Origin of the sequence: Pseudomonas salmasensis, from assembly GCF_014268375.2 — a bacterium.
Lineage (GTDB): Bacteria > Pseudomonadota > Gammaproteobacteria > Pseudomonadales > Pseudomonadaceae > Aquipseudomonas > Aquipseudomonas salmasensis.
Genome location: NZ_CP077083.1, coordinates 2,760,659 through 2,777,735 on the forward strand (window position 1 = coordinate 2,760,659; position 17,077 = coordinate 2,777,735).

Consider the following 17,077-nt stretch of genomic DNA (forward strand, 5'->3'; position numbering starts at 1 on the left):
GAGAGTTGTTATGATTCGGTCACATTTAGCCGTATCAACCCTTGACCGCCATGCCCGACTTTTCGCCCCAGCTCCCCGCCAGCCCCCTGCCCGATAGCTTCTTCGACCGCGACGCGCAACTGCTTGCGCGCCAATTACTCGGAAAAGTCATTCGCCATCGCGTGGGCGATCTCTGGCTTTCGGCGCGAATTATTGAAACCGAAGCCTATTACGTGGCCGAAAAAGGCAGCCACGCCTCACTCGGCTACACAGAAAAGCGTAAGGCTTTGTTTCTGGATGGTGGCCATATCTACATGTACTACGCCCGTGGCGGCGATTCGTTGAACTTCAGCGCCCACGGCCCGGGCAATGCCGTGCTGATCAAATCGGCCTATCCCTGGGTCGATGACATTTCCGGGGCGGCGAGCCTGGCGCAGATGCTGTTGAACAACCCCAACCCCGATGGCAGCCCACGCCCCTCGCAAAAACTGTGTGCGGGCCAGACGCTGCTGTGCAAGGCCCTGGGCCTGAAAGTGCCGATGTGGGATGCCAAGCGCTTCGATCAGGAACTGCTGTATGTCGAAGACGTGGGCCAGGTGCCCACGCAGATTATCCAGACCACGCGCCTGGGCATCCCCAGTGGGCGCGATGAGCATTTGATGTACCGCTTCGTCGATGCTGGCTATGCGCCTTATTGCACGCGGAACCCGCTGCGTCGGGGGCAGGTCGAAGGCCGGGATTATTTTTTGATTTAACCCGCGACACATCCCATGTGGGAGCTGGCTTGCCTGCGATAGCGGTGGGTCAGGCAACTTCAATGCTGGCCATGCCGCCGCCATCGCAGGCAAGCCAGCTCCCACAACTGAATCTTCAGTGTTTTTGACTATGTATGCATGGAGTGGATTGTATGGGCCAATGGCTCGATAGCATCACCGGCTGGTTGACCCTCAACCCACAATGGCTGGCAGCGGCGGTGTTTATTGTCGCGTGCGTGGAGTGCCTGGCGATTGCCGGGCTGATCGTGCCAGGCACGGTGTTGCTGTTTGCAATCGCCGCGCTGGCCGGCAGCGGCGCGCTGTCGTTGAGTGAAACCCTGCTGCTGGGCTTCCTCGGCGGCTTGTTGGGCGACGGCGTTTCCTATTACCTGGGCCGCCATTTCCATCAGAACATCCGGCGCCTGCCCGGCCTGCGCCAGCATCCTGAATGGATGAACGGCGCAGAAACCTATTTCCACAAGTACGGGATTGCCAGCCTGTTGGTCGGACGTTTCATTGGCCCATTACGTCCCATGCTGCCCATGGTCGCGGGCATGTGCGACATGCCCTTCCCGCGCTTTGCCGCTGTGAGCATCATTGCCGCAGCGGGCTGGACCGTGGCCTATCTGCTGCCAGGCTGGGCCGCCGGCGCCGCGTTCCGCCTGCCGTTGCCGGAAGGTTTCTGGCCGGAAGCGGCGATTATCGCGGCGTGCCTCGCGGTGCTGCTGGGACTGAGTTTGAACAGCAGTTGGCGTGGGCATCGGCGCGCCACCTTGTGGATCGGTTGCGCCAGCCTGGTGTTGTTGATCGCGCTGTTTATCGGCTACCCCCACCTCAATGACTTCGACCAGGGCCTGAGCGCCCTGGTGCAGGAACATCGCAGCCCGTGGCTGGACGAAGTGATGGTGCGGGTCACCCAACTGGGTGAGTTCAAGAAGATGTTTTTCGCCAGCGCCGTGTTCACTGGCCTGTTGCTGTTGGCGCGGCAATGGCGCCACGCCGTATTTGTCGGCGCCACCCTCGCCGGCGCGGCAGTGATCAACACCGGCACCAAGCTGTTTTTCGCCCGTGGTCGCCCGGAAATCCTCACCGACCCACTGACCAGCTTCAGCATGCCCAGCGGCCATGCCTCCGGTGCCTTTGCCTTCTTCCTGGCGCTCGCGGTATTGGCCGGTCGCGGCCAACCCACGCGGCTGCGCCTGACCTGGATGCTGCTGGGCTGTATTCCCGCGGCGTTCATTGCCTTGTCGCGGGTGTACCTGGGGGCTCATTGGCCCACGGACATCCTGGCCGGCACCTTGCTGGCGATGACCGTGTGTGCGTTGAGCCTGACAGCCATCGAGTACCGCAGCCCATTGCCAGCCATGTCGCAAAAAGCCTGGTGGCTGGTGCTGCCCGCCGTGGTGGCTGTGCTCGGTTTTATCGCCTTTACCGGCACGCCCCACGCCCTGCTCAGGTACGCCTACTGACCCTTGGCCGGGCCGATCCAGTCCACGGAGGCGCTGCGCCGTTCAACGCAACGTTCGCGGCGCTCCAGCAGCATCTCATCGGCCACTTCGGCGGCGCGCTCGGCGATGTACTCCGCGCCCCGCGAGGCTTGCTGCTGGAGTAATTGCGTGGTCACGCTGACGAAATAAGCGTCCCACGCGACTTGTTCCGAGGGTGTCAGCCGAATCATGGTTATCTCCGATCATTGTTGTGTGATCGGAAAATAGTGCAGGCGACGCAGTGGAGACGACCGAGCAAAGTCTGAAAGCTCTGTCAGGCAAATCCGAACCTCAGGTGAACAGCTCGCCCTGCAGTTCATCGAGCAACATCTGGATCGCATCCAAGCGTTGCTGTGGGTCGTCCAGTTGCAGCAAGTCGATCTTGTCGGCCTCGGTAAACGGCAGCAGATAGGCCAACCGGTTGCCCAGGGCTTGCTGGCCTTCGACGTCACCGCCCATGTCCAGCGAGGCCACCATCGGGTGCTCGGCCAGGGCCTCGAGCAACGCCAGCAAGTCGGCGTCTTCTTCGCCCAGTGGCTGGTCCGGCAATTCTTGCAGCCATTGCACGTCAGCCACCAGCAACTGGTCTTTTTGCACGCCGGCTTCACGCACGCGCAAACGGCGGCCACCTTCGACACGAATGCCCAGCAGGCCGTTGTCCTGCTGCTTGAAGTCACGAATCAGCGCTTCGCAACCGACAAGCGCATAACCGTCAGGGGCCATGCCCACCTCTGAGCCATCCAGGATGCACACCACACCAAAGCCTTCGCCCTTTTTCATGCAACGGCCGATCATGTCCAGGTAGCGCGCCTCAAATATCTGCAAGTCGAGGGTGCAGCCCGGGAACAACACAGTGTTGAGGGGGAATAGCGCCAGACTCATAACGGTTTCCTTAAAACCTGGTTTAAACAATGACCGACACCGCCAACGGCAGGAACACCGCCGTGGCCACGCCCATCAAACTCATGGCCAGCGCCGCGAAGGCGCCGCATTCTTCGCTTTCCTGCAGGGCCACCGAGGTGCCGACGGCGTGGGCGGTCATGCCCAAGGCCATGCCGCGCGCTTCGGGGCTGCGCACACCCAGGCGCGTCAAGAGCGCTGGGCCGATCATCGCGCCGACCACCCCCGTGATCAACACAAACACCGCTGCCAAGGCCGCCACGCCGCCGATCTGCTCGGCCACCAGCATGGCAATCGGCGAGGTCACCGACTTGGGCGCCATGGTCATCAGCACCCGGTGCTCGGCCCCGAACCACCACCCCAACGCCACACAAAGGCCGGTGGCCAACACCCCGCCTACCACCAGCGTAGTAAAAATCGGCCAGAACAATTGGCGAATCCGTCGCAGGTTCAAATAAAGCGGCACCGCCAGGGCCACGGTTGCAGGCCCCAGCAGGATGCCCATGATCTCGGTACTCTTGCGGTATTCGGCGTAGCTCAGCCCGCAGGTGAGCAGCACGCCAATCACCAGCAACATCGACACCAGCACCGGTTGCAGGAAGATCCAGCGGGTTTTCTCGAACCCCGCCAGCACCAGTTGATAGGCGCCCAGGGTGATACCGATACCGAACAGCGGGTGATGAATGACCGCCGTCCAGGCGCCGTGCCAGTCGAGGATCATTGGTCCTTCTCCTTGCGCTTGACCATCTGCTGCATCAGCACACCGACAAAGCCCATGGCGATCACCAGCGACAACACCAACGCCCCGACGATGGCCCAGAAATCCGCCACGATGTCCTTGGCGTACACCATCACCCCCACGGCCGGCGGCACCAACAGCAGTGGCAGGTAACGCAACAGGCTGCCGGCCGCCAGGCTCAGAGGCTCGCCGACTTCACCGCGCCAGACCAGAAAGCCCAGCATCAGCAACAAGCCGATGATCGGCCCCGGCAGCACCGGCACCAGCAAATGATTGATCGCGGTGCCGATCAATTGAAACAGCACCAGCCAGGTCAGGCCACGTAACAGCATCCCGCTCTCTCCCCCTCAACGCTCGCGCGCATTATAAGCATGCCTGCCCTATGCTCCGGCATTCGCCAAAAGCATCTTGGGTTGACCGGGCTGATTGCCCATGATGATCTACATTGGTTCTCTGTCACCGATAAAAACGCCCGTTACCGATGGGCAAAAATGATGAACCAAGGAGAGACGCAATGCCCTATGTACCCGTAGCGCAGCTCAAAGATTACGTCGGCAAGGAACTGGGACGTTCCGAATGGCTCACCATCGACCAGGCGCGTATCAACCTGTTCGCAGAAGCCACTGGCGATCATCAGTTCATCCACGTCGACCCGGTCAAGGCGGCGCAAACCCCGTTCGGCAGCACCATCGCCCACGGGTTTCTGTCGCTGTCGCTGATGCCCAAGCTGATGGAAGACATCCTGATCATGCCCGAAGGCTTGAAGATGGCCGTCAACTACGGCCTGGACAGCGTGCGCTTTATCCAGCCGGTGAAAGTGAATTCCAAGGTGCGCCTGAACGTCACCCTCACTGACGTCACCGAGAAGAAGCCCGGCCAATGGCTGTTCAAGGCCACCGCCACCCTGGAAATCGAAGGCCAAGAGAAGCCGGCCTACATCGCCGAGTCGCTGTCACTGTGCTTCGTATAACCACCACACCTCCACTGTAGGAGCGAGCTTGCTCGCGAAGGTCGTCATCGATAACGCGTGCTGGCTGAACAAATGCGGCGCCTGTGAGTTTTTCGCGGGCAAGCCCGCGCCTACAGGTGGTAGATCCTGCACATAGACCACTAGGTTCGGCACCCCGGCTACGGCATACTCGGCGCTCAATTATCCGGATCCCGCTATGCGCCCACTCGCTCCCCTTGCCCTTGCCCTGTTGCTCACCGCTTGCGGAGACGGCGAATCGCTGTTGCCGCCCGATGCGCGCCTGCCCGATGGCGGCCGCTACCGTGGCGATGTGGTCAACGGTTTGCTGCAAGGCCAAGGCCGTGTGGACTACCCCAATGGCAGCTGGTACGCCGGCCAGTTCGACAAAGGCCAGTGGCACGGCCAGGGCGAATGGCATGGCAGCAATGGCGAAGTCTATAAAGGCGAATTCAAGCAGGGCCTGTTTGATGGCCAAGGCAGCCTGACCACCTCGGGCAGCAGCTACGTGGGCGGCTTCAAGAACGGTCGACGCAACGGCGAAGGCACCCTCAAAGAGGGGCAGATGACGTATCGCGGCGAATTCCAGGACGACCAGTACTCGGGCCTCGGCCGCCTGGAACTGGCCGACGGCAGCCAGTATCAGGGCCAGTTCGCCCACGGCAAGCCCAATGGCGAAGGCCAGCGCAATGACGACAGCGGCAACCAGTTCAGCGGCCGCTTTGTCGATGGCCAACTGGAAGGCAACGGCACTTTCAACAGCGCCGAAGGCGATATCTATGTCGGCCAGTTCAAGCAGAACCAGCTCAACGGTAAAGGCCGCTACGAGAACGCCGACGGTGATGTGTGGATCGGCCAGTTCAAGGAAGGCGCGCTGACCGGCAAAGGCGAATTGATCGGGGTCGATGGCAGCCACTATGTCGGCCAGTTCAGTGACTGGCGCTTTACCGGCGATGGGCGCCTGAACCTCACCGACGGCAGTTTCTATATCGGTGGCTTCGACAGCGACAACTATCAAGGCCGTGGCACGCTGGTGCTCACCGACGGCACCGTGCAGTCCGGCACCTGGGTCAATGGCCTGCGCGTACGCGACGCCGAGGGCACGCTGCTGCCCGACCCACTGGAGACCGGCATTCTGGCCCAAGGCCGCTTGCTCGATGACGCCCTGGCAGCCGTGCCCGCGTCCACCCCAGCCGTGGAGCTGTACACCCTGGTGCTGGCGGGCGACGGCAAGCAAAGCGTGTTCCTGCGCGAGGCCGATTACGTCAGCAACCTGCTTGCCACCCGCTTTGGTGCTCGCGGGCAGCTGCGCCTGGTCAACCACCGCGACCATATCGCCGACCGCCCTCTGGCCACCCGCGAAAGCCTGCGCCGCTCCGTACAAACCCTGGCCGAACGGACCGGGCCGGAAGACCTGGTGTTCATTTACATGACCAGCCATGGCACCCATGAGCATGAGCTGGTGCTCGACCAACCGCGCATGGAACTGGCCGACCTGCCCGCCGATGAACTGGCCGCCGTGCTCGCACCGCTGAAAAACCGTGACAAGGTCATCGTGATCTCCGCGTGTTACTCCGGCGGCTTCATACCGGCGCTCAAAGATGAGCGCACCCTGATCATGACCGCCTCCCGCGCAGACCGCGTGTCGTTCGGCTGCTCGGAAGAAGCAGACTTCACCTATTTCGGTGATGCCCTTTTCGCACAAGCCTTCAACCAAACGGACGATTTGCAACACGCCTTCAAACTGGCACAACTGCACGTGGCCGAACGCGAACAGGCGGACAATTTCGAAGCCTCCGAACCGCAGATCTGGGCGCCTAAAGGCGTGATCGCCCATTGGCAATTATTACGTAAACAGCAGGCACGAAAGGCGCTCGAAAGCGTCTCAATGAATAGCAAGGAAGCCAAAGGCAACTAAGCTGTAACGTGTAACAAGGGGGAAACACCATGTACCTGACACCGCAGCATATCTTGCTGGCCGGGGCTTCCGGCCTCACGGGCGAACACCTGCTCGACCGCCTGCTCAACGAACCCACCGTGACCCGCGTGCTGGCACCCAGCCGCAAACCATTGGCTGAACATCCACGCCTGGAAAACCCGGTGGGCGACCCGGCTGTGTTCCTGCCGCAACTGAGCGGCCGCGTAGATATCGCCTTCTGCTGCCTGGGCACCACGATCAAAAAGGCCGGCTCGGAAGCGGCGTTCCGTGCGGTCGACCTGGACATGGTGGTGGCCTTCGCCAAGCGCGCACGGGAACTGGGTGCGCGGCACCTGATCGTGATCAGTGCGATTGGCGCCGACCCGAAATCCTCGGTGTTCTACAACCGGGTCAAGGGGGAGATGGAACTGGCGCTACGAGCGCAAGACTGGCCGCAGTTGACCATCGTACGTCCGTCGCTGCTGCTGGGCGAACGACTGGAACCGCGCCTGGCCGAACAATTGGCCGGGCCGCTGTCACGGCTTATTCCGGGCAAGTACCACGGTATTGAAGTCTGCGAACTGGCCCGCGCCATGTGGCGCCTGGCGCTGGAAGAACAGGATGGCGTGCGGGTGGTGGAGTCGGACGAGTTGCGCAAGCTCGGCAAGTAATGATGCGGGGCTGGTACTGGCCTCATCGCAGCATCGGTATCTACACAACTTTGTCGGCTGTAGCAGCAGACGCTAACCACGATGCGAAGCGAGCCGCTCTTGATCTTGCTCTTGACCTGCTTTTGATCTCAGGCGCCCCGTTAAACCACGCTGGCCGGAATTCGACAGGGATTTGGGGGGTAAACCGGCAGGGATGCCGGTTTAGCCGCCCCGCGCCATGGATGGCGCGTGGCGGCGGCCCCCCAAATCACTGGCGGATTACGGGTACACCGAGCCTAAGCGAGGTGCCGAGTGGTGGGGCAAGAGCGTTTTGCTTACTTTTGCGCTTTTCAAAAGTGAGCCGCCGTCAGGGCGGAACCCTAAGTGGCCGTTACCGCAGCAATGGATATGTACACAATCCAACTGTGTTGACTGCCAGGACGCCTTCGCGAGCAAGCCCGCTCCCACATTTGGATCGCGGGGCGTCAGGTAGATATGCGCTGGCCGCCGGGGCCGGCCCAGGCAGCCACTGTCTTACAGCCCGCCCGTGGCGTTGAAGCCAACCCCCAGCACCGTCAACACCGACAGTGGCAACAACAAGGTATCGAGCAACGCACTGGCCGGCAGGTCGAGATGGGGATAGCTCGGGGCCTCGGCCCCAAAGCGGTCCTTGGCGCAGCAGCCGCCGTTGATCGCGTACAGATCCAGCCGCGTGCCGGCATACACCACCGGGGCGCCCGGTTGCGCGGCATCCAGCGTGCGCGCCGTGGCGCAGCCGGTGAGTTGCAGCGCCATCAACAGCAGCAGCGCCTTATTCATCGCCGCCCAGATGGTGCTCACCCCAACGCGGCAGCATGTCCTGGGGAATGTTCAACAGGTTGAGAATGCGCGCCACCACAAAGTCCACCAAGTCGTCGATGGTTTGCGGCTGGTGATAGAAGCCTGGCGACGCGGGCAGAATGGTCACGCCCATGTTCGACAACTTGAGCATGTGCTCCAGGTGAATGCTCGAATACGGCGCTTCGCGCGGTACCAGGATCAACTGGCGGCGCTCCTTCAAGGTCACATCCGCCGCCCGTTCGATCAGGTTGTTGCAGGCGCCCGTGGCAATCGCCGACAAGGTACCGGTGGAGCATGGCACCACCACCATCGCCGCCGGCGCACCGGAGCCCGAAGCTACCGGCGACATCCAGTCTTCTTTGCCGTAGACCTTGATCTGCCCCGCCGCCGCACCGGTGTACTCGGTGAGGAACGCCTGCATCATCTGCACTTTGGAAGGCAGCGCTACATCAGTCTCGGTCGCCAGCACCAACTGCGCCGCCTTGGAGATCAGAAAATGCACTTCACGGTCTTCACGCACCAGGCAATCGAGCAGGCGCAGGCCGTAGGGCGCACCGGATGCGCCGGTCATCGCCAGGGTAATGCGCTCCGGCCCGCTCATTTCAGCGCCTCGGCCAGCTTGCCGTGCAGGCCGCCGAAGCCGCCGTTGCTCATGACCACCACGTGGGTGCCGGGCTGGGCCAAGGACTTCACCTGCTCAATGATGCCTTCCAGCGAATCGCAAACCTTCGAAGGTATGGTGCACAGCGCAGCAATGCCCGGCAAATCCCAGCCGAGGTTGGCTGGCGCATACCACACCACCTGGTCGGCATCGTTGACACTTTCGGGCAGGCCATCACGGTGCGCGCCCAGCTTCATGGAATTGGAGCGCGGCTCGACGACCGCGATGATCTGCGCATCGCCGACGCGCTTGCGCAGGCCATCGAGGGTGGTGGCAATTGCGGTTGGGTGGTGGGCAAAGTCGTCGTAAATGGTAATCCCATTCACGTCGGCCACTTTTTCCATGCGCCGCTTCACGCTCTTGAAGGCGCTCAAGGCGGCAATGCCCATGGCCGGCACCACGCCGACATGCCGGGCGGCGGCCAGGCTCACCAAGGCGTTGGCTACGTTGTGCTGGCCAGTCATGCCCCAGTCAACGATGCCTTGGGCCTGGCCTTCGAACAGCACTTCAAACCGCGAACCGTCATCGCTGAGCAACTTGGCCTGCCACTGCCCGCCCGCGCCGGTGGTTTGCACCGGGGTCCAGCAGCCCATGTCGATCACACGCTGCAACGCAGGCTCGGTGGTGGGATGAATGACCAGGCCTTCGCTGGGAATGGTGCGCACCAAGTGGTGGAACTGCCGCTCAATCGCCGGCAGATCGGGGAAGATATCTGCGTGATCGAACTCAAGGTTATTCAGGATCGCCGTGCGCGGGCGGTAGTGGACGAACTTGGAGCGCTTGTCGAAAAAGGCGCTGTCGTACTCATCGGCCTCGATCACAAAAAACGGTGTTTCACCCAAGCGCGCCGACACCGAGAAGTTCTGCGGCACACCGCCAATCAGAAAGCCCGGGCTCATGCCTGCATGCTCCAGCACCCAGGCCAGCATGCTGCTGGTGGTGGTCTTGCCGTGGGTGCCCGCCACTGCCAGGACCCAACGGCCCTGCAGCACATGGTCAGCCAGCCACTGGGGGCCAGAGACGTAAGGCAAGCCTTTGTTCAGTACGTATTCCACCGCCGGGTTGCCGCGCGACATGGCGTTGCCGATGACGACCAGGTCCGGCACCGGGTCGAATTGCGCGGGGTCGTAACCTTGAGTCAGCTCAATCCCTTGCGCCTGTAGCTGCGTGCTCATGGGGGGATAAACATTGGCATCGGAGCCTGTTACATGATGGCCCAGCTCTTTAGCCAGAACCGCCATCGAACCCATGAACGTACCGCAGATACCCAGAATATGAATGTGCATAGTCGACCTCGTAAACATCGAGGCAGGTTAGCGTAGGGTGGGAAAGTTCGCACGCATTAGCTGAGGGCGAAACGCCCGCCGGTAGGATCCGGCGGGCAAAAGGGATGCTCTAAAACCGTGGTGCCGGCTTTTTAAAGCTCAGCGTTTTTCAAGACCATGATTCGTTCAGCCGCTTTTTCCAACGCATGAAACCGACGCTCGATTACGCCTAAGCGTCCCCCGGTGCCGGGGGATGTTGATGACTCGATGTGAGGTTTGAAAATAATGCCGTTATCCTCGGCCACTTGCTTCATATGGGTTTCTGAAACGCTCAGTAACCGCTCCAGGTTAGTCAAGCGTGCCCCGCGCTCCTTGGGCCAGCCGTCGCCCATGGCTAGCCGCTCTCCGGTGCTTCCAGACGCCAGTGTCATGATGACGTTGGCAAACTCCAGTACCACTTTTTCTACCCGATCCAGATGGCGCGTGGTTCCAGGCGCAGGCTCATCGGATGGGGATGGCGCAGCGGTTTGCGACGTAGGCTTCTGATCGGGCTGCGCAAGGCCGGGTAAATGCGGTGGCGGTGGAGCCACTGGCGAGGGCAGGTATTGACCCTTGATCGCTTCCCCCGCAGCCACGGATCCGGCATACGCGCCCACATTGATCGGCGCGCTGACGATACCATTGACACCTGCGTTGATGAACGCGTCCTTGACCGTCTTGCTGGTAGAGGGTGATGTAGAAATAACGCCCGCTTTGACCAGCCTGTCGGCATCCAGCAGTCGCTGGGTGACATCGGCCACACTGACCTTGGGCGAACCCTCCGGTGTCACAGCGGGGGGCCCACCGCGGGGGGGCGTCTGAGGTTTTTTGTTCAGCACATCCTGGAGTTTATCTGCGGTCGACTGGCTTGAGCTGCCCGCGCTCACGCTGGTGCCAGGGGTATCGTGGTTTGTTTTCGGCTTTTTCCCACCCCCCGGGGTTTGAGGCCGGTTGGGCGTGGGAATGACCGGGACAGGCGGTACCCTGGGCGTTGGTCTGGGGGGCACGGGTATCGAGGGTCCGGGTCCTCCTCCAAGCGGGAACCGCCGCCCGAAGATTCCACGCTTGATGCGCACCTTCGGCGTTTGATCAGCCTCCTGCTCAGACGCCTGCATACCAGGCTCAAGGGGGTGCATCGGTTCGCCCCAGCCCGCCTTTAAAGATTGCGCAGGGGACGTAGGGGTATTATCAAGTTGAACAGGGAGTTGTGGCACAGGAGTCGTTATTGGACTTGTAATATTCATGTGTTGTCACCCTAGAAGTTTCAAACAACGGTGTTTAAGGGCAAGTGATGCGCTGCCCTTATTCCATCAGTGCTTAAAACAGCGCGCCACGTTCCGGGACGACGTGAGTGCGTAGAGCGATAAAAAACCTTAAATCACGTGGGACAAAAAACGAGCAGTTCGCAATAACTGATTTATTCCGACAACTGTCGCGCCCCTAATGCATAACGTCCCGTGAAATACCATGTTTGCGTAACTTGCGGTACAGCGTATTGCGACTGACGCCCAACTGTTCAGCCACATGGCTCATATGCCAGCGTTGCTGCGCCAACGCATCGAGTAATGCCTGGCGCTCGGCGCTCTCCAGCGGCGAGGCGCACGGCACATCCACCCTCTCCCCCTGCGGCCGCGCCTGGCGAATCAGCGCCGGCAAGTCCTCAAGCCCGACTCGCCCACCCTCACAGAGCGCCACCACCGTGCGCAACACCGTACGCATCTGCCGCAGGTTGCCGGGCCAGTTAAATGCCAACAAGGCCTGACGCGCCGACTCGTCGAGCCTCACCTGTTCGGTGCCTGCTTCCTGGGCCAAGAGGAAGTCCAACAGTTGCGGCTTGTCACTGCGTTCGCGCAACGGCGGCAGGGCCACTTCCAAGCCGTTCAAGCGGTAATACAGGTCTTCGCGAAAGCTGCCATCGGCCACACGTTCCAGCAAATTACGGTGCGTGGCGCTGATGATGCGCACGTTCACGGCTTGGGGTTCGCCGCCGATAGGCACCACCAGGCGATCCTCCAGCACCCTTAACAGGCGGGTTTGCAACGCCAGGGGCATGTCGCCGATTTCATCGAGAAACAGGGTGCCGCCATCGGCCTGTTGCAGCTTGCCGCGCATGCCTTCTTTAAGGGCGCCGGTGAAACTGCCGGCGCGATAGCCAAACAATTCGCTCTCGATCAGGTTTTCTGGAATCGCCGCACAGTTCAGCGCAACAAAGGCCTTGTCGCCCCGCTGGCTAGTCTGGTGCACGGCCTTGGCGAAGGCTTCTTTACCACAGCCGGTTTCACCGTTGATCAGCAAGGGCACGTCGCGCTCGAACACTCGCGAGGCCTTGCGCAGCTCATTTTGCAACGCCGGGTCGCCCAGGCAGATACCCAAAGGCCGTGGCGCCTGCGGCTTGATGATAGGGGCCGGCACACTGCGCGGCTGGCCTCGCAACGCCGCAAACAGCGGGCGGCCATCGCGAGTGCGCAACGGCCAACTGGCCGTGGCATTCGCACTGGCCCGCCCCAGCAACTGATCCAGGGAACAGTCGAAAAATGCGTCCACCGGCTGGCCCACCAAGCCGCCTCGAAGCTGCCCCAACAGGTTCAGAGCGCTCTGGTTGACCGCACAAATGCGCCCTTCACCATCGAACGCCAGCAAGCCTTCGCTGAATAACCCGACCGACTCGGCCTGCAGGTGAAAACGCAGCAGCCAGTGATGTTCGAAGTGGCGCAGGAAGTAGCAGCTTTCGATCATCTTGGCCGACAGGTTCACCAGCGCCATGGTGTGGAACTGGCTCTGGCGCGACACCGCTTCGCGGGCCGAGGACACATCCAAAACCGCGAGCAATTCACCGTGAGGGTCGAACACCGGGCTGGCCGAGCAGGTCAGCCCGGTATGGCGGCCGCGAAAGTGTTCGTCACGGTGGATCGTCAACGACTGCCGCTCCACCAGGCAGGTGCCGATGCCGTTAGTGCCTTCGCAGGCTTCGCTCCAGTCCGCGCCCAGCCATAAGCCGGCGCGCTCGAAAATCTTGCGCTCGGACGGCGCGGTGACACAGTTGAGGATCACCCCGCGCGCATCCGTGAGCAGCACCGCATGACCGGCGCCGGAAAGCTGTTGATGCAGGCTGTTCATCTCACTGCCGGCGATGTGCAGCACTTGGCGCAGGCGCTCGCGACTTTCCAGCAGGCGCCCGTGTTCGAGCACGGTGGGCGCGATGGTCAGCGACGGGTCGAGGTGGTAGTCCTCCACGCAGCGCAGCCAGGAGCGGGCGATGGACGGGTCGCTGCCCGGCCCCTGGGAAAGCTCTTGGCCCCGGGTGACGGTCAAGACTTGCTGGGCATGGCGACTGAAATGATCGTTATGCATGTTCTTATTATTCTCCCTGCGTGAGAACGCCCAGCATCCCCCAGCCATCCGGCCATTGCAATCCCGGCCCGACCCACCGGTCACAGGCTGTACCGTTTGTGGCACAAACTGTCACGTCACCTGTATCACCCCTGCCACAGCAAAGCCTTGCAACAAAGCCCAAGCCCTTGATTTCGCTGGCCCGCGCAGCGGTGGCCCAACCTTTGCTCTACGCTTTATAACGCGCTTGCCGCGCTGTACTCCAATAAACATAAAAGCAGGAGATGCCCACCATGCGTTATGCACACCCCGGTACTGAAGGCGCCATCGTTTCGTTCAAGGCCAAGTACGGCAACTACATCGGCGGCGAATTCGTGGCGCCGGTCGATGGCAACTATTTCTCCAACACCTCTCCGGTCAACGGCAAGCCGATTGCCGACTTCCCGCGCTCCACCGCCAAAGACATCGACAAGGCGCTGGACGCCGCCCACGCCGCCGCCGATGCCTGGGGCAAAACCTCGGCCCAGGACCGTTCGCTGGTGCTGCTGAAAATTGCCGACCGCATCGAGCAAAACCTCGAACTGCTGGCCATCACCGAAACCTGGGACAACGGCAAGGCCGTGCGTGAAACCCTCAACGCCGACATCCCCCTGGCCGCCGACCACTTCCGCTACTTCGCCGGCTGCATCCGCGCCCAGGAAGGCAGCAGCGCCGAAATCAACGAACTCACCGCCGCCTACCACTTCCACGAGCCGCTGGGCGTGGTCGGCCAGATCATCCCCTGGAACTTCCCGCTGCTGATGGCCGCGTGGAAACTCGCGCCAGCCCTGGCCGCCGGCAACTGCGTGGTGCTCAAGCCCGCCGAGCAAACGCCGCTGGGCATCAGCGTACTGATGGAACTGATCGGCGACCTGCTGCCGCCAGGCGTGCTGAACGTGGTGCACGGTTTTGGCAAGGAAGCCGGCGAAGCCCTCGCCACCAGCAAGCGCATCGCCAAGATCGCGTTCACCGGCTCAACGCCTGTGGGCTCGCATATCATGCATGCGGCGGCCGAGAACATCATTCCGTCCACGGTTGAGCTGGGCGGCAAGTCGCCGAACATCTTCTTCGCCGACATCATGAAAGCCGAACCTCAATTCATCGAAAAAGCCGCCGAAGGCCTGGTGCTGGCGTTCTTCAACCAGGGCGAAGTGTGTACCTGCCCTTCCCGCGCACTGGTGGAAGAGTCGATCTACGACGACTTCATGAAAGTGGTGATGAAAAAGGTCGAGTCGATCAAGCGTGGCGACCCGCTGGACACCGACACCATGGTGGGCGCCCAGGCGTCCGAGCAGCAGTTCGACAAGATCCTGTCCTACCTGGAAATCGCCAAGGGTGAAGGCGCGCAACTGCTCACCGGCGGCAAGGTCGAGAAGCTCACGGGCGACCTGGCCACCGGTTATTACATCCAGCCGACCCTGCTCAAGGGCACCAACGACATGCGTGTGTTCCAGGAAGAAATCTTCGGCCCGGTGGTGAGCATCACCACCTTCAAGGACGAAGCCGAAGCCCTGACGATTGCCAACGACACCGAGTTCGGCCTGGGCGCTGGCCTGTGGACCCGCGACATCAACCGCGCCTACCGCATGGGCCGGGCGATCAAGGCCGGCCGTGTATGGACCAACTGCTACCACCTGTACCCGGCGCATGCCGCGTTTGGCGGTTACAAGAAGTCTGGCGTAGGCCGTGAAACCCACAAGATGATGTTGGATCACTACCAGCAGACCAAGAACTTGCTGGTGAGCTACGACATTAATCCGCTGGGTTTTTTCTAACCCCACCGAGGCAACAACCGTCACTGTAGGAGCGAGCTTGCTCGCGAAGAACGCTAACGATAACGCGAGCAGCCTGACTCCCCGAGGCGCTCGCAAGCTTTTCGCGAGCAAGCTCGCTCCTACATTAGCGGCGTGCATCAGCCAAATAAGGGGTAGCAGACAGGCCGCTATCGCAGGCAAGCCAGCTCCCACATTTGATATCACACGCAATTGCTACCTCGTTCGGCACACAGATGCCGAGTCAAAAACAATAAGAATGGAAGGTACTTCCCATGCCTAGCGAACCCACTGGTTCTTCTGTCGACTTCGAAAAAGTCGGCACCGATTATTTTCAACAACGCGAACTGAAAAAAGGCGCCGCCGGCTGGGTACTACTGGTTGGCCTGGGCGTCGCCTATGTTATTTCCGGAGACTACGCCGGCTGGAACTTCGGCCTGGCCCAGGGCGGTTGGGGCGGCATGTTCCTCGCCACTTTGCTGATGGCCACCATGTACCTGTGCATGTGTTTTTCCCTGGCCGAGTTGTCTTCCATGATCCCCACTGCTGGCGGTGGCTACGGTTTTGCCCGCAGCGCCTTCGGCCCTTGGGGCGGGTTCCTCACCGGCACTGCCATCCTTATCGAATACGCCATCGCGCCCGCCGCCATCGCGGTGTTTATCGGCGCCTATTGCGAGTCGCTGTTCGGCATTGGCGGCTGGATGATCTACCTGGCGTTCTACATCATCTTTATCGGCATCCACATTTTTGGTGTGGGTGAAGCCTTGAAGTTGATGTTCGTGATCACCGCCGTCGCCGCGATTGCTCTGGGCGTGTTCCTGGTGTCGATGGTGCCGCACTTCAACGTCGCCAACCTGCTGGATATTCCGGTGACCGAGGCCAAGGGCGCCAGCAGCTTCCTGCCGTTCGGCTACGTCGGCGTGTGGGCCGCGATCCCTTATGCCATCTGGTTTTTCCTGGCGGTGGAAGGCGTGCCGCTGGCCGCTGAAGAAACCAAGAACCCCAAGCGCGACCTGCCGCGTGGACTGATTGGCGCGATTGTGGTGCTGACCAGTTTCGCCCTGTTGATCCTGGTGATCGCGCCGGGCGGTGCGGGGACTTACGCGCTGATCAAATCCGGCAACCCGCTGGTGGAAGCCTTGGCGTTGTCCTACGGCGGTTCCACCTGGATGGGCAGCTTCGTCAACCTGGTCGGCCTGGCCGGTTTGATCGCGAGCTTTTTCTCGATCATCTACGCCTATTCGCGGCAGATCTTTGCCTTGTCCCGTGCCGGTTACCTGCCGCGCAAATTGTCCGAGACCAACAAGAGCAAGGCACCAGTGCTGGCACTGGTCATCCCGGGGATTATCGGGTTTGGCCTGTCGCTGACCGGCCAGGGTGACTTGCTGATTCTGGTGGCGGTGTTTGGCGCCACGATTTCCTACGTATTGATGATGGCCGCCCACATCACCCTGCGCATCCGTCGCCCTAAAATGGAGCGGCCATACCGCACACCGGGCGGCATCTTCACCTCGGGCGTGGCGCTGGTGCTGGCTTGCGTGGCCGTAGTGGCGGGCTTTTTGGTGGACCCGCGCGTGGTGATTGGCGCGGCGATCATCTATGGAGTATTAATTGCTTACTTTGCTTTCTACAGCCGGCATCACTTGGTAGCAGGCACGCCGGAAGAGGAATTCGCGGCGATCCAGGCCGCAGAGGCCGCCCTGCACTAACTGCCGAAAACCTCGACGCGGCGCCTT

General features: G+C 61.4%; 16 protein-coding genes. 7 read left to right on the forward strand and 9 right to left on the reverse strand.

The window, feature by feature from the left end:
• Nucleotides 1–50 precede the first annotated feature (50 nt).
• On the forward strand, nucleotides 51–734 hold the full coding sequence (locus HU731_RS12205) for a DNA-3-methyladenine glycosylase (RefSeq protein ID WP_098950274.1): 684 nt from the start codon (nucleotides 51–53) through the stop codon (nucleotides 732–734).
• Between the two features lie 152 nt (nucleotides 735–886).
• Complete coding sequence (locus HU731_RS12210; RefSeq protein WP_186607120.1) at nucleotides 887–2,203, forward strand: bifunctional DedA family/phosphatase PAP2 family protein; 1,317 nt, start codon at nucleotides 887–889, stop codon at nucleotides 2,201–2,203.
• Here the strand turns inward: HU731_RS12210 and HU731_RS12215 are convergent.
• From HU731_RS12215 to HU731_RS12230, 4 genes are all read right to left on the reverse strand, one after another.
• The gene (locus HU731_RS12215; protein WP_032895144.1) at nucleotides 2,197–2,412 is read right to left on the reverse strand and encodes a hypothetical protein; all 216 of its coding nucleotides are present in this window, start codon (nucleotides 2,410–2,412) and stop codon (nucleotides 2,197–2,199) included. The two genes, HU731_RS12210 and HU731_RS12215, sit on opposite strands and share 7 nt — an antisense overlap.
• Nucleotides 2,413–2,512: 100 nt before the next feature.
• A complete protein-coding gene (locus HU731_RS12220) occupies nucleotides 2,513–3,103 on the reverse strand; it encodes an LON peptidase substrate-binding domain-containing protein (protein WP_186607119.1) in 591 nt (196 codons plus the stop codon).
• A gap of 22 nt (nucleotides 3,104–3,125) precedes the next feature.
• Entirely contained in the window at nucleotides 3,126–3,842 is a 717-nt protein-coding gene (locus tag HU731_RS12225; RefSeq protein WP_186607118.1) for an LrgB family protein, read from the reverse strand.
• Nucleotides 3,839–4,192 (reverse strand): CidA/LrgA family protein, encoded by a 354-nt coding sequence (locus HU731_RS12230; RefSeq protein ID WP_003194494.1) that lies wholly within the window; start codon nucleotides 4,190–4,192, stop codon nucleotides 3,839–3,841. The genes HU731_RS12225 and HU731_RS12230 overlap by 4 nt, the downstream gene beginning before the upstream one ends.
• A gap of 182 nt (nucleotides 4,193–4,374) precedes the next feature.
• On the opposite strand from HU731_RS12230, the gene HU731_RS12235 reads away from it, so the two are divergent.
• From HU731_RS12235 to HU731_RS12245, 3 genes are all read left to right on the forward strand, one after another.
• Nucleotides 4,375–4,830 carry a MaoC family dehydratase gene (locus tag HU731_RS12235; RefSeq protein ID WP_003194496.1) on the forward strand — a complete coding sequence of 152 codons (456 nt, stop codon included), beginning with the start codon at nucleotides 4,375–4,377 and terminating at the stop codon, nucleotides 4,828–4,830.
• 196 nt (nucleotides 4,831–5,026) lie between these two features.
• Nucleotides 5,027–6,745: a C13 family peptidase gene (locus HU731_RS12240; RefSeq protein WP_186607117.1), complete on the forward strand. Its 1,719-nt coding sequence runs from the start codon at nucleotides 5,027–5,029 to the stop codon at nucleotides 6,743–6,745.
• A 29-nt stretch (nucleotides 6,746–6,774) separates the two neighbouring features.
• Nucleotides 6,775–7,416, forward strand: a complete 642-nt coding sequence (locus tag HU731_RS12245; protein ID WP_014720096.1) for an oxidoreductase — start codon at nucleotides 6,775–6,777, stop codon at nucleotides 7,414–7,416.
• 513 nt (nucleotides 7,417–7,929) lie between these two features.
• On the opposite strand, the gene HU731_RS12250 is transcribed toward HU731_RS12245, so the two are convergent.
• The 5 genes from HU731_RS12250 to HU731_RS12270 all read right to left on the reverse strand — a co-directional run bounded on the left by HU731_RS12250 (nucleotide 7,930) and on the right by HU731_RS12270 (nucleotide 13,551).
• Complete coding sequence (locus tag HU731_RS12250) at nucleotides 7,930–8,214, reverse strand: YceK/YidQ family lipoprotein (RefSeq protein WP_003194502.1); 285 nt, start codon at nucleotides 8,212–8,214, stop codon at nucleotides 7,930–7,932.
• Nucleotides 8,207–8,836 carry a flavin prenyltransferase UbiX gene (ubiX, locus tag HU731_RS12255; protein WP_032895136.1) on the reverse strand — a complete coding sequence of 210 codons (630 nt, stop codon included), beginning with the start codon at nucleotides 8,834–8,836 and terminating at the stop codon, nucleotides 8,207–8,209. The genes HU731_RS12250 and ubiX overlap by 8 nt, the downstream gene beginning before the upstream one ends.
• The gene (gene mpl, locus HU731_RS12260) at nucleotides 8,833–10,182 is read right to left on the reverse strand and encodes a UDP-N-acetylmuramate:L-alanyl-gamma-D-glutamyl-meso-diaminopimelate ligase (RefSeq protein ID WP_186609394.1); all 1,350 of its coding nucleotides are present in this window, start codon (nucleotides 10,180–10,182) and stop codon (nucleotides 8,833–8,835) included. The genes ubiX and mpl overlap by 4 nt, the downstream gene beginning before the upstream one ends.
• Before the next feature lie 131 nt (nucleotides 10,183–10,313).
• Entirely contained in the window at nucleotides 10,314–10,961 is a 648-nt protein-coding gene (locus HU731_RS28410) for a hypothetical protein (protein ID WP_225931655.1), read from the reverse strand.
• Between the two features lie 679 nt (nucleotides 10,962–11,640).
• A complete protein-coding gene (locus tag HU731_RS12270; RefSeq protein WP_186609387.1) occupies nucleotides 11,641–13,551 on the reverse strand; it encodes a sigma-54-dependent Fis family transcriptional regulator in 1,911 nt (636 codons plus the stop codon).
• A gap of 272 nt (nucleotides 13,552–13,823) precedes the next feature.
• Here HU731_RS12270 and exaC point away from each other — a divergent pair, with 272 nt between their 5' ends.
• Nucleotides 13,824–15,344, forward strand: coding sequence for an acetaldehyde dehydrogenase ExaC (gene exaC / locus HU731_RS12275; protein WP_186609385.1), 1,521 nt, complete (start codon nucleotides 13,824–13,826; stop codon nucleotides 15,342–15,344).
• A 272-nt stretch (nucleotides 15,345–15,616) separates the two neighbouring features.
• Nucleotides 15,617–17,050, forward strand: a complete 1,434-nt coding sequence (eat, locus tag HU731_RS12280; RefSeq protein ID WP_003194515.1) for an ethanolamine permease — start codon at nucleotides 15,617–15,619, stop codon at nucleotides 17,048–17,050.
• Nucleotides 17,051–17,077: the final 27 nt, after the last annotated feature.